Source organism: Mariniradius sediminis, from assembly GCF_021491425.1.
Lineage (GTDB): Bacteria > Bacteroidota > Bacteroidia > Cytophagales > Cyclobacteriaceae > Mariniradius > Mariniradius saccharolyticus.
The window spans coordinates 1-12,870 of record NZ_JAKEVZ010000002.1; the positions used below are offsets into that span (position 1 = coordinate 1).

Consider the following 12,870-nt stretch of genomic DNA (forward strand, 5'->3'; position numbering starts at 1 on the left):
AGTGTCCGGACCCCAAAGGCCTTGTCCACCACTCGGACAGGGGCTTCCAGTACTGCGGCAAGGCCTATGTCGCCATATTGAAGAAGGCCGGGATAAGGTCAAGCATGGGTGAAGCGGGCAACTGCTACGACAACGCAATGGCGGAAAGGGTAAACGGCATACTCAAAACCGAATACCTGTTGGATGCCAAGTTCGCCAACCAAAAGGAAGCATACGCGGCGGCAAAACACGCGGTATGGGCATACAACGACAAGAGGCCCCACCTGTCTTTGGGTATGAACAGGCCAAGCGACATCCACAAGGGATTGTCATTGTTTTCATCTCTCAAACGCAAAGGTAGCCCAAGCAGGAAACCCGTCAAGGCTATATGAACGCCGCTACGCGTCGGCCTTGACTGGTTTCACCGCTTGGACTTTGAAGCATTTAAGAGGATTGAAAACAAAAGAAAAACAATGAAAAAAGTGTCAACTAAATTCAGGACGTGACAGAGACACGTCATTGCGAGGAGCGACGGAAATGATTTAAAGAACAGAGAAAGCTTTCCCGCGACGAAGCAATCTCTTTCAATCGATCGGCTGTGCTTCTTCTCCAGAAGCAGTACGCCACATAAATCAGCACCAATCCTGCTTTCGAAAAAGCGGGATAACCTCGAGTACCGAATAACCAATAACTAATAACAAGTCAACTAAATCAACGCCATGACCATCATCACCGCATTATTGGCACTTGGGGGCTTGACCCTACTCTTGGCGCTGATGCTCATCCTCGCCAACAAAAAGCTATACGTCTACGAAGACCCGAGGATCGACGTCGTCGAGAGCATGCTTCCCCATGCCAACTGCGGAGCCTGTGGATATCCGGGATGCAGACCCTTTGCAGAGGCCTTGGTCAAAGGTGATATGAGTCCAGCCAAATGCACGGTCAGCAGCGAAGACGGCAGGCAGGCCATTGCTGCTTACCTGGGAGTCGATGCGGGTGCGGAGGAAAAACGGGTTGCCCGGCTCGCCTGTGCCGGCGGTTTCAACGTCGCCATCAACCGCGCCAAATATGCGGGCATTTCCTCCTGCCGGGGTGAGGCACTGATTTCGGGCGGGGGAAAAGGCTGTTCTTGGGGTTGTCTCGGGCATGGAGACTGCGAAAAAGTCTGCGATTTTGATGCCATCACCATGAATGCCTTCGGAATCCCCGTGGTGGACGAAGCGAAGTGTACCGCCTGCGGGGACTGCGTGGAAGTGTGTCCCAAGGATCTTTTTTCCATCCATCCCGTCAGTCACCGCCTTTGGGTAGCCTGTAAAAGTCTGGAAGCAGGGGATGCGGTTTTGGAAGATTGCGAAGTGGGCTGTACCGCCTGCGGCAAATGCGCCATGGATGCCCCCAACCTGATCTCCATGGTACAAAACCTTCCCCTCATCGACTATTCCAAAAACCACCAAACCCAAGTCCCCATCCAACGCTGCCCCACCGGTGCCATCGTATGGCTGGAATCGGACGGCAACGTCACCAAAGGCCCCGAAGCCAAAAAGATCATCCGAAAGGGAAGGCTGCGGGTTGGGGAGAGTTGAGGCAAAAGGAATAATTGTGGCAGGTTTTTCGGTAGGAAAAAAGTTGATTTCTCGAATACCGACAAGCGATGGCTGCCTGTCCAAATATCACTTCATTTCGGAAACTACATCGTGTATCGTATCCCGCCTGCTGATTTCGCCGATTTGCTCTTCGAGGTGAACCTTTCTCAGAATATCCCTCACCTCAGAATGTGCCCCAACAACCCGAAGTGATTTCTTGGTCTCCTTCAGCTTTTCGGCAATCTTGAAGAATGTTTTCGCCCCAGTGACATCGACAAAAGGCGCTGAGCTCAGATCGACGATCACCGTCTTTATGGAAGGGTCGGCGCTGAGATCCAAGATTCGGTTCTCGACAAATTCAGCATTGTAATAGAGAATACTGGAATCCACCCTCAGAATCTTGATACCCGGAATCTCCACATTTGTTGGGTTCCTTTCGATGTTCGAATAAACCTCCGTGCCAGGAATCATACCCAAAACAGGAATCTTGGGATTTTTCGATTTCACGATCATTGCCAGGATTGAAAAAATCGCCGAAATAAGCACTCCTTTCAATATTCCGAAAAGTAACACACAACCCAAGGCCACCATGGCAATCCAAAACTCACTTTTCTTGATTCCATAGATCTCCTTGAGCGCTTTGATTTTGATCAATCCCAAAACAGCATCCAGCACTACCGCTGCCAATAAGACTTCCGGGAGATTCTTCAACAGGTCGGTCAAAAATAAGAGTATCAAGATCAATACAACAGAGCAGATGATCAGCGACATCGGTGTTTTTGCACCGGCCTTGTCATTGACAGTGGATTGGGATAGCCCGCCGGCGACGGGATAGGCCCCGGTGAGGCTAGTGGCCAGATTGGCCATTCCCAACGACAGCAGTTCTTGCTGCGGATCAATTTGGTAGTTGTTCTTTTCGGCAAATGTGCGCGCGACGGATACCGTCTCGACATATCCCATCAAGAAACAGCCAAGTGCAAGTCCAAAAATCCCATCGACATCCGAAAAACGCAGACTCGGCCTCTTGATTTCAGGCAAACCTGAGGGTACCTCGCCCGCCATTTGGAAGCCATATTCAGCTAATGGATAAAAGGCAAAAACCAACAAAGTCCCGATTACGACTAGCAAGGAAATCGGTCGACCCGGAAAAAACCGATGCCCCAAACGAAGTAACGAAAATGCAATAACTCCAAAAATCAGCACGGTAAGGTTTGTTTCACCCAAATTGGGGATCAAGTTATACATGCGGACAAAGAAGTTGCTTCCTTCCGCATGAAGGGAAAACAATTTGGGTAGTTGGGTAGAAATGATCGACAAAGCCGCACCCGCTTTGAATCCGAGTAGGATATTTTCACTGATGAAACTCATCAGGGAACTTAACTTGAAGAAATATGCCAAAATCGAGATTACAAAAATTGCAAAAGCCGTCAGGGAAGCGATGGCGATAGCCCGCTCCAAATCCCCTCCAGAAAGCACGGCTACTGAGGCCCCCACCATGAGCGAGATGGCGGAAGTTGGGCCGACGGCAATCTGACGTCCGGTGGTAAACAAGGCAAACAACAAGCCTCCGGCAATGCAGCAATAAATCCCTACTTCGGAGGGCAAACCAGCGAGATGGGCATAGGCCATCGATTCGGGAAGTACAAATGAGGCAAGCGTGGCTCCGGCAATCAAATCAAACCGAAAGGCACCCCAATTGTATTGGGGAATCCATTGAATGATGCGGAAAACGTTGCTAACGGATAGGTTGATATTCAATTTCTAACATCCTTGGGCCAAAAGAAAGATAAGCATTTTTCACCATCCGGCATGAAATCCATTTGCAAAATCCGCTCTTCAATTTGAAACCGATCCGAACCCCTGAGATCTCCACTTTACGCTCTTTTGCAAACCTTCATTTCACCTTCTACAAATGATATCGGCATACCAAACCATCCAAGGTGATAATGGGATTTCTCATACCCTATGCAAGCAGAAAAAACAGCGAAGGGTAGCTTACTACCGTTCTCTGTACTTCTCAAACCAACTCAATATCGCTGCGCTTTTGCTCATCAACATGCTCGGACGGTCAACGAGGCCGTGGGAAGCATTGGGGATGCGGACCATGGCAGATTCGACTTTTTGGAGCTTGAGCGCCGCGTAGTACTGCTCGGTCTCGGACATCGGCGTGCGGAAATCCTGCTCGCCCGTGAGCAGCATGGTCGGTGTTTTCACATTTCCAACCAGTGAAATCGGCGACCTCCTGTGGTAATGCTCCAGGTCCTCCCAGGGATTGGAACCAAACCAATACTTGGTGAAAAAGACTGGGTTGTCGGCATGCAAGACGAAGCTGTACCAATTGATCACGGGTTTGGCAACCACGGCCGCCTTGAATCGGTCAGTCTTGCCGATGATCCAAGCGGTCAATACGCCCCCACCGGAACCTCCAGTAACAAACAGATTTTTGGTATCGATATATCCCTTGGCAATCACTGCGTCCACGCCCGACATCAGGTCTTCATAGTCATGGTTGGGATAGTCATGGTGGATCGCATTGCCAAATTCCTGTCCATAACCCGTACTGCCCCTCGGATTGGTGTAGAGCACGACGTAACCCGCCGCGGCATAGGCTTGGATTTCATAGGCAAAAGAGGCCCCATACATCGCAAACGGACCACCGTGGATCTCGAGGATCAGTGGATATTTTTTGGAGGGGTCAAAATCCGGAGGTGTCACCACCCAACCTTGCACCCGTTTTCCGTCAAAGCTCGAATTCCACCAAATCTCCTCGGTTTTCCCGATTTTTCTATAGGAGAAAACATCGTCATTGACCGCGGTCAGGCGTTTGGTTTCCCCGTTTTGCCACACAGCCAAATCGGCGGGATGGTCTGGACTTCCCAATGTATAGGCAAATACATTGTTGGCGGAAACCGTAAACGTACCTGCATTGTAAGGCCTACCCAAATCGAGTCCCCCCAACTTTTCTGTAACGGTCCGGATCTTTCCCGTGAGGGCCACATGGCCTATTTTGGTATCGCCGAATTCATCATATTGGAAGTAAATTCCCTTGCCGTTGGCTTCCCATTGTGGGTTGGATGCGTCGCGATCGAGGTCTGCGCTGAGATTTTTTACTCCCGAGCCATCCACGTTCATCACGTACAGGTTGGTTACCTGATAGCCTTGGAAGCTGTCGTCGCTGCCCGTGAATGCGATCATCTTCCCATCGGGTGAAAGTGAGGGCTCCGAATCCGGACCAAATCGGCTGGTCAGCGCCCTGATGCTGCCATCGGCAAGAAGGAGCTGGTAAATCTCAGAATTTGCAGGTTCAAAGTCCTTGTTCTCGTGGAGATTGGCGGAGAAGAAGAGGCTTTTTCCATCTCTTGACCAAATCGGAGTACCGTAGTCGTTTTCGTCGAAAGTCAGTTGCCTCGCCGTACCTCCCGCCCGCCCGATGGTGAAAATCTGCCGATGGCCCGGTTTGACATAGCCGGCACCATCTCGCCGATAGACCATTTCATCGATATAGATGGGGGCATCATTCCAAGTGGCGCCCGCGGGTTTGGAAGGCAGTTTGAGTGGTGAGTTTTTTTGTGATGGGACAAACTGCGTGAATGCAAGTGTCTGATTGTCGTAAGACCAAGAAACCGCACCCGGAGGAAATGCTGAGTTTGTCAACGCGATGGACGTATTGGTGTCAAAATGATGCACAAACAACTTCATTTTCTTGTCCTGCTGATTGGACAGAAAGGCCAGCTTGCTGCCATCGTGTGACCAACGCGGCGCAAGGTCCCGCTGATTGCCTTGGGTGATGGGACGGTTTTGGGTTCCGTTTGCATTGATGATCCAAAGGTTGGAATAATCCTGATCGGTCATGACATCCTTGAAGTTGCGCACATAGACGATCTTGGTACCGTCGGGGGAAACCTGGGGATCCGAGATATACTCCAGATCGAACAAGTCCATCAGTTCCATATTGGACTTTTGCTGCGCAAAAGCGGGAACTGCGATCAGCAAGTAGAGCGCAATAACGAAAAGGGAAAGTTTTTTCATATACCGGTGGTTGGGTTCTAGGACTGTTATCGACCAATAAGAAGCATTAATGCCCGTCATAAGTTAAGGAACCAAATCCGAACCACAAACTCCAAAAGTCAACGTTCTAACTATCCCATTTCCAAAATCAGGATTTTATGTTGATTTTGGAGATCATTTGATCCAAACCGTCCAAAACCCATCAGCTATGACTTTTCGAATACTGCCTTCCTTTGCGGCTTTGATGCTTTTGTTCGTGCTGTTTTTCAGCAGCCTTTTTCATTCCCATGCGCAGGTTTCTCCTTTTGAAAGGGCATTTTCAGAAGCTGGAGATAAGGGATTTTCGGGTGTCATTCTGATTGCGGAAAACGGCAAAATCGTATTCGAAAAAGCGGTAGGCTATCGCTCATTCGAAACCAACACTCCGCTGCTGACCACGGATATCTTTGAATTGGCTTCTGTTTCCAAGCAGTTCACCGCCATGATGGTCATGATGTGCGCCGAAAAAGGGCTTTTAGACTATGAGGATTTGGTGGAAAAGTACCTCGACATTCCCTACAAAGGGATCAGCATCCGGCAATTGCTGAGCCATACCAATGGACTTCCCGACTATCAGGCAGTGATGGACCAGCATTGGGACAAAACCAAAGTGGCCAGCAATGCGGATATCTTGGAATACTTGCGCCGCTACCAGCCGCCGATGCTCGCCAAGCCCGGGGAGAAATACGAATACAGCAACACGGGCTATGTTTTATTGGCAAGTATCGTGGAAAAGGTGACGGGAAAGGATTTCATCGAACTCTCAAGAGCGTGGATTTTCCAGCCTTTGGGTATGAAAAACACCGATATCAGAACGTTATCCGAAAAAGCCGCCGTGACCAATTTTGCCGCAGGCCATCTGAAAGACGATAGCGGCAAATACGTCAATGCCAACAGATTCCATGCATCGGATTATACCGTGTGGTTGGGAAACCGCAAAGGCCCCGGTCGTATCAGCAGTACGGCGCAAGACCTCCTCAAATGGGACCAAGCGCTTTACACCGAAAAATTGGTCAGCAAGGCAACCTTGGAAGCAGCCTTCTCTCCCACCCGACTCAATGACGGCAGCTTCAGCAATTACGGATTCGGCTGGGAAATCCAACAAGACCCGAAATTGGGGAAAATCGTGCTGCACACGGGCGATAACCCCGGCTACAAGACTATTATCGTCCGCTTGATCGAGCAAAATAAGACGCTGATCCTGTTGAATAACAATGCGCATGAGCATATGCAGGACTTGATAAATCTCCAGCTTGGCATTCTTGCGAAAAACTAACCAAGTTGTAAATCGCATTGGGGACGGCATCGTGGCATTTTGGATTTTCTCAAAGAGGCAAAAAGGTCGACAATTGAATCAAAAAAAACGCCGGTTATCCCGGCGTTTTCATTGTGGTTATAGAGTTAAAAAATTGATTTAGATCGCTAAACCGCTCGAAATTTAACAATACTTTTTCGGAATATTCACATTAAACTCAATAAACCTTTATCTAATTTACCGCATAAACAATAGGTGAATTATCAAAAAACAAAATCTCCAAAAACCTTTTTGCGAGTGTCAGTGTTTTCAAATGCATGAAGTTCGGATGATATGAATATTCGTTTTGCACAAGTCCTTTTGATCCTAGTTTTCATCGGTGTGGTGCCCATATCCTGCATAAAAAACTGTGACGGACCCTGTGGATGTGAGCCTGTTTTTGCAGAAAGATTCTATTCAGCGAATTCATTTTCGATCGAGACCCTCTATAGAACAGACAGAAACCGCCCCATCGAACCGAATCGCTTCTACTTCCACGAAGGATTGTTCAAAGCCATCTGGGTTTCGCTACTGATAGAAATAAGCGATGCAATTGAAAAACCCAAAACGGGAGGACTATTTCCGGCAGCCTATGCCTGCAGTCCGGCTAACTCCTTTTCGAGCGAAACACTGCGCGGTCTGCGGATCATCAACAAATCCCCTGTCACGCTCAACAATCAAGTATCTTTTGCAGCTGGCGAAACTATCAACGCGCATTTTGTCCTGACGCAGAATTTCCAGCAGGAATTTCGGATCCCCGATTTTATTGCCCGAAACCATCGGTTCCAAAAGGATGAGCGGATTTACCTCAAGTGCAAATCAAGGCCTGACCAAGCGACACAACTTGTGGTGGACATCGAGGTAGAACTTGATAATGGAAAACTGTTTACCTTTTCTAACGAGACCATGAGGATCGCGCCGAATTGATTGCGGCCATTCTTCAAATCCCCTTGCGCATGTCAGCAGGAGACTTTTCTTCAAATTGGATTTCCTCAAAAAGAACTTCAATACCTTCACCCATCGGAGACTGGGAACTGATGCTCAAATAGACTTTTGTGGGAAAATCGTTTTTATAAATCCGCAAAAGCTGCCAGACCTCCGCGTCGAGTGAGTAGTAAAACCCAATTGACTCGACATTTGATGCGATTTTCATGTACACAGACGGTTGGGGAATGATCTCGTGGTTGGCGTCGTCCGAAGTATCCACCGTCCTGACAGTGACCATACGGGTGGCCCCGCGTTCGTCCATTTCGAAAGCAAACTTTTGCCAATGCATATCATGCTCGTAAAGGTAAAGTGCCCCGGCGTCGTACATCTTTCCAAAGGTGGGGCTCACTTTTGCCGAAAAAGAAAAAGGTTTGGTATTGTCGATTTCCCGGGCCAAAATCGGTGCATTCCCATACCGTGTCTTGGCATCGGCAGCATTAAAGAAATCGGTCTTTGGGCCGCTTTTGAATACGATTTTCCCGAGCTGATCCGTGATCACGGCATCGCAGGCATCGTTCAGGCTGTGGCTGAAGGTAAACGTGGGCGTTTCTACCAAACAAGCTTTCATTTTCGAATCATTTAAAGAACATCCAAAGAGAAGGGCAGCAACAAACGGGATTAAAATTTGGCTCAATCTCATAAGTCCGAGTTTTGGCGTGGAAGTTATAAAAAATCAAACTGGGAATCTACCTTACACCCATCACATTGCATTACCCGCACTGCCTACTTCCCAGCCGAATTCCTGTACTCCCTCGTTGACCTTGCAACACCATAGTCGGTCGGCAAAAGCATGTATTCAAGGCGCTGTGTCGCCAACTTGACCATCGCTTGGTGATGGACACAATGCTCCATATTGTACAGCAGCTCTCTGGAAAAGGTGGTCTGGCTGGAATGGGACATGCCATTGTATTGCTGCACGAGCAAAAGCGTCTTATCCGGCAACCTCAGCGCTTCCTGAAGTCCTTGGACCTTTTCCAAAGCAAAACCTGGGTCGCACTGCAAGCGCTCATCCCGGTTTCGAAGATCATAGCAAATCACGCCGGCATCGTACTGCGATGCAAGACACTCGTAAAATTCAATAATGTGGCGACAATGCTGCCCAATGCTGGCATCCCCGAAAAGTTGGGAAATATCCCGGTAATCCTCCTCCCGAATCTGTTCTAAAAATCCGACCAACTCGGAAAGTACCTCCGCATTGGCTTCAAATAAAGTGTCTATGCTTGACATAGCCTAAGATTTGGTTTTTAAGAATAAGACACTGTAGAAAGCAGGCAAGAAAACAGCCTGAGGCCAGCATAAATAGCCGGCCTCCGTCGCCATTGAAATTAATGCCGATAAAAAACAGGTGGGTGAATATAGCGCCAGTCATCACGCCAATACCGCCTATCGCACCCAAAAGGGAGGTTTTGGGAATCAAAAGCAGCACAACTATTGCCAACTCGACAGTGCCTAGCAGATACCTGCCCCAAGGCTCGACACCCAAAGTGCCAAAGAGCAAAATGGAGTCAGGATGTGAACCAAACTTGTAAAACAAAGACTGGAACAAAATTGCCGCGGAAATCAACCTGAGTACGGTGAGTACTATTTTAAGGTTGACCGGCGAATTGGGCGGGAAGCTGGGGCCATCCAACATGCTGCTGAGAATTTAGTGCGGATGTAAGTTCTCAAAATCATGCATTCAGCAATGTCGGCCAGATTGCAATTGCGTCAATTTAGCCTATTAAGATCATTGATGATGATTTCCTTTCGCGAGTAAACTAAGATGCCTTCGCTTTCCCATTGGTTGAGGATTTGGGTGGCGGTTTGCCGTGAAGTACAGATAATCTGTGAAATCTCCTGGTGGGTAAGATAGTTTTTGAGGTAGACCCTGCCTTCTGTTTGGGTTCCCTCACGGTCGACCCAGTCTTTGAGGAAAGATATCAACCGCTGCTTGGCGCTTTTGAAAAAAAGGTTGGAATAATTATTTTTGATACGCTTCAATTGAAACCCTACAAACTTGGTGTAGGTCAGCGCGAGATTGGGGTAGGCTACCAAAAGCCTTTCGAAATCCGCAACAAAAAAACTGCAAAGCACCACCTGATCTGTAAGGGCCTGCGCATACTCGTTGCCTGGCTTTCCCAATCCGTTGTCGAGCTCACCAAAAATCTCCCCTTTTTGGATGATGTCCACGATCAGCTCATTCCCCGACTCATCTACCTCAACGATTTTGATGTTACCCTTTTTTAGAAAATATATACGGGGATTTTCCGGATCACTGAATTGAAAAATCTCTCCCTTTTTTGCCTTTTTGAAATTGGCCAATATACAAAGCTGCCGAATTTGGGAATTATTCAAGACCCAAAACAACTTGTGGTTTCTCAGGTGCCAATATTTGATATCATCCGACATTTTTCCTGCTTGTCTTGCGGTAATTTAGATGATTTTTAAGAAAGGTGCGCCAGTTGTACGCCGTGTCCGTTGTCTGATAATTTTTGCGGGCAATCGTAGCCATTTCATCCAAATGGTTCCAAATCACACCCAACGCTGACCAATAGCTGAAGCCTGGAGAATAAATGTGGATTGGTTCGGAATTACTTCCATTTACCTCAATAATTCGAATGGCGTCTTTTTCCCAAAGACTCTCCCATTCGGGTACAATCACGTCCAAGCGTCCATAAAAAAAGCCCTCGGCATTCTTGCAGATTGCGGAAAAAACATCTTCCAAGTTTCGGTCGATCCAGGGGCTACAATCCAAAAAAGTAGCCCCACGGCAATGGTTTCCTATACGACTCAATCGGACCACTTCGCCATGGCCCGGTATATATCGATCATTCGCCGTTTTGACTTCGTGTCGGTACCGAGACACCCGAGGATGAATTGCTGCCAATTGCCCGATTGAAGAAAAGCCATCACCCACAACCCTGAGCGGTACTTTTATCGTGAGTGAGGATATTCTTACCCGCGGGGTTTTGGGATCCTTTATACAAAAAACGCCAAATTCAATACCTTCTGGAATTTCTTCCTGAATCAGGTAATCGCCATGGGAAGCTTCGGAAAAGTACCTGCGCAAACCTGCATGATCCTCCACTTTGCACACGCCCCTGCCACGCTCGCCTTGGTTGGGCTTCAAAAAAAGTGGAAAATCAATCCCGCTTCCCCTGAGCGTTTCTGAGATTTCAACTTCGTTACCTCGGTACGCGACCAAGAGGCTTTTGGGTACGTTTACTCTCGGAAAACTATCTGAAATCGCAGATTTCGAATACCCAAAAAGACCTCCATTTTCGATTCCGGGATTGGCCCAGCGGAAAAATGTAAGGCTCCTGGCTCTGACCGACAAGATCAGCATCATAAGCGCCATAGGAAGAAAAATCGTCCAACTAGGCCAAAACTCAAAACGATTGGTCAGTTGCGTGGGATCATCCAAAGAAAGCCACTTTGGCCGGGATAAGGTAGCATGGTCTACGAGTCTTTGCATTCAGTCTGTTTTCCGCTTCACTTTGACCCCTTCACCTTCGGCCAATTTTGGTCTGCCTTTTTGATCATTCCGGGGATATCTTTAGACCAGTCCGCTTGGACTTTTTTGCTGTAGTTCAAATAAAGTTTCCCCCCCACGATCGTCCAAGCATCAGGGGAAACGGAAGCCTTATATCCGCCAGCCATTCCAAATGCACAATAGCCACCATATTGGGGCATATATTTCCCAGGATCGCTCTTGAACAAATCGAGGTTCTTTTGGGTCGAAAAGTACCAATCGACACCCATATGCTTGAATTTGAATTTTTCGTTACCAAGGACTGGCTTTTTCTCTGAAAAATACGCCACTGGATCATAGCCTCGTATGGCCTTATTGCCCGGAGCAAAAACTTCCCCTTCTTGTCCCAATGTGCATTGGACGAACAGGGCGGTTGCCAAAAATACCAAAGCCAAAACCTTCCATAGTCGGAACCCAATCGTATATCTCATAGCATGATTTGAATGATCCTATAAAGTTCGCCAAGAAAGTGGCCCGAATTTGTCAGCTACTCGACACGACCGCAAGATTTATCATAAATCATCAAAGTGAGCTATCCTATCGTGACCGAAGTCATCGTCAGCGAACCTCCAACCAAGCGGTCGTTGAAAATTGAAACCTGATCCGCGCTTCCTTGCATACCGAGAATGTACAGCAAAGGATAGTAATGGTCGGGAGTCGGGATTGCCAATCGTCCCGCATTTCCCATTTTTTCCAGATCCAACAAATCTTCGTGCCGCTTATCCGCAATCCTTCCTTTGAAAAACGCATTCATCTCAATCGCCCAATCATAGCCAAATCCCGGCTGCGCCAATTTATCCCAAGCCACCATGCGAAGGTTGTGCACCATATTGCCACTGCCAATCACCAGGACGCCTTTTCTCCGCAATATTCCCAACTGCCTGCCTAATTCATAATGAAAGGTCGGTGGCTGATGGTAATCAATGCTCAGTTGCAACACTGGAATATCCGCATCCGGATACATATGGCGCACTACCGTCCAAGCCCCATGGTCAAGGCCCCATTCATGGTCTGTATGGATGGACGGATTGGAAAAATGTTCCTGCATCCAATTTGCCAATGTCGGTTCTCCCGGCGCAGGATATTGCACCTCGTGGAGGGCTTTGGGAAATCCCCCAAAATCATGGATCGTCTCCGGAAAATCCATGGCGGTAACATGTGTGCCCCGGGTAAGCCAGTGTGCCGAGACCACCAAAATGGCATTTGGCCGGGGGAGTGTCTTACCCAATTGCTGCCACTGCAGCGAAAATTCGTTGTTTTCGATCCCGTTCATCGGTGAGCCATGTCCGACAAACAGCGTCGGCATCAAATCTTGACTCAGCTGATCGAGCGACCAATTGTAAAGTGAATGGAGTGAATTTGCCATATAAAGAATTTGAACAAGGAATCTGAAAATTTCAATCCCTGGTTCAACAGATTTTTTTCAAGGATATCCAAATGATCGCGGAAGCCAATTTCCCTCCGTACAA

At 48.1% G+C, this 12,870-nt stretch carries 13 protein-coding genes; 4 read left to right on the top strand and 9 right to left on the bottom strand.

What is annotated here, in order from left to right; genetic code table 11:
• Both L0U89_RS02795 and L0U89_RS02800 read left to right on the top strand, forming a co-directional pair.
• Positions 1 to 371: integrase core domain-containing protein (locus L0U89_RS02795; protein ID WP_234860129.1), on the top strand; the 371-nt coding region annotated here is incomplete at its 5' end.
• Positions 372 to 698: 327 nt separating this feature from the next.
• Complete coding sequence (locus L0U89_RS02800) at positions 699 to 1,562, top strand: RnfABCDGE type electron transport complex subunit B (protein WP_234860130.1); 864 nt, start codon at positions 699 to 701, stop codon at positions 1,560 to 1,562.
• A gap of 87 nt (positions 1,563 to 1,649) precedes the next feature.
• Here L0U89_RS02800 and L0U89_RS02805 read toward each other — a convergent pair whose 3' ends face one another.
• Positions 1,650 to 3,320, bottom strand: a complete 1,671-nt coding sequence (locus L0U89_RS02805) for a SulP family inorganic anion transporter (protein ID WP_234860131.1) — start codon at positions 3,318 to 3,320, stop codon at positions 1,650 to 1,652.
• A gap of 240 nt (positions 3,321 to 3,560) precedes the next feature.
• Positions 3,561 to 5,591: a S9 family peptidase gene (locus L0U89_RS02810; RefSeq protein ID WP_234860132.1), complete on the bottom strand. Its 2,031-nt coding sequence runs from the start codon at positions 5,589 to 5,591 to the stop codon at positions 3,561 to 3,563.
• 187 nt (positions 5,592 to 5,778) lie between these two features.
• On the opposite strand from L0U89_RS02810, the gene L0U89_RS02815 reads away from it, so the two are divergent.
• Positions 5,779 to 6,885, top strand: a complete 1,107-nt coding sequence (locus tag L0U89_RS02815; protein WP_234860133.1) for a serine hydrolase domain-containing protein — start codon at positions 5,779 to 5,781, stop codon at positions 6,883 to 6,885.
• Between the two features lie 312 nt (positions 6,886 to 7,197).
• Entirely contained in the window at positions 7,198 to 7,830 is a 633-nt protein-coding gene (locus tag L0U89_RS02820) for a hypothetical protein (protein ID WP_234860134.1), read from the top strand.
• A gap of 13 nt (positions 7,831 to 7,843) precedes the next feature.
• Here the strand turns inward: L0U89_RS02820 and L0U89_RS02825 are convergent, their stop codons facing one another.
• The 7 genes from L0U89_RS02825 to ygiD form a co-directional block, all read right to left on the bottom strand.
• Entirely contained in the window at positions 7,844 to 8,458 is a 615-nt protein-coding gene (locus L0U89_RS02825; protein ID WP_234860135.1) for a DUF1349 domain-containing protein, read from the bottom strand.
• Positions 8,459 to 8,613: 155 nt separating this feature from the next.
• The gene (locus L0U89_RS02830) at positions 8,614 to 9,117 is read right to left on the bottom strand and encodes a hypothetical protein (RefSeq protein WP_234860136.1); all 504 of its coding nucleotides are present in this window, start codon (positions 9,115 to 9,117) and stop codon (positions 8,614 to 8,616) included.
• On the bottom strand, positions 9,092 to 9,523 hold the full coding sequence (locus tag L0U89_RS02835) for a DoxX family protein (protein WP_234860137.1): 432 nt from the start codon (positions 9,521 to 9,523) through the stop codon (positions 9,092 to 9,094). Before L0U89_RS02835 ends, L0U89_RS02830 begins: the two co-directional genes overlap by 26 nt.
• A gap of 74 nt (positions 9,524 to 9,597) precedes the next feature.
• On the bottom strand, positions 9,598 to 10,278 hold the full coding sequence (locus L0U89_RS02840) for a Crp/Fnr family transcriptional regulator (RefSeq protein WP_234860138.1): 681 nt from the start codon (positions 10,276 to 10,278) through the stop codon (positions 9,598 to 9,600).
• Positions 10,268 to 11,344: a hypothetical protein gene (locus tag L0U89_RS02845; RefSeq protein WP_234860139.1), complete on the bottom strand. Its 1,077-nt coding sequence runs from the start codon at positions 11,342 to 11,344 to the stop codon at positions 10,268 to 10,270. The genes L0U89_RS02840 and L0U89_RS02845 overlap by 11 nt, the downstream gene beginning before the upstream one ends.
• Before the next feature lie 17 nt (positions 11,345 to 11,361).
• Positions 11,362 to 11,832, bottom strand: coding sequence for a YHS domain-containing (seleno)protein (locus L0U89_RS02850; RefSeq protein WP_234860140.1), 471 nt, complete (start codon positions 11,830 to 11,832; stop codon positions 11,362 to 11,364).
• A gap of 101 nt (positions 11,833 to 11,933) precedes the next feature.
• The gene (gene ygiD, locus L0U89_RS02855; protein WP_234860141.1) at positions 11,934 to 12,767 is read right to left on the bottom strand and encodes a 4,5-DOPA-extradiol-dioxygenase; all 834 of its coding nucleotides are present in this window, start codon (positions 12,765 to 12,767) and stop codon (positions 11,934 to 11,936) included.
• Positions 12,768 to 12,870 lie beyond the last annotated feature (103 nt).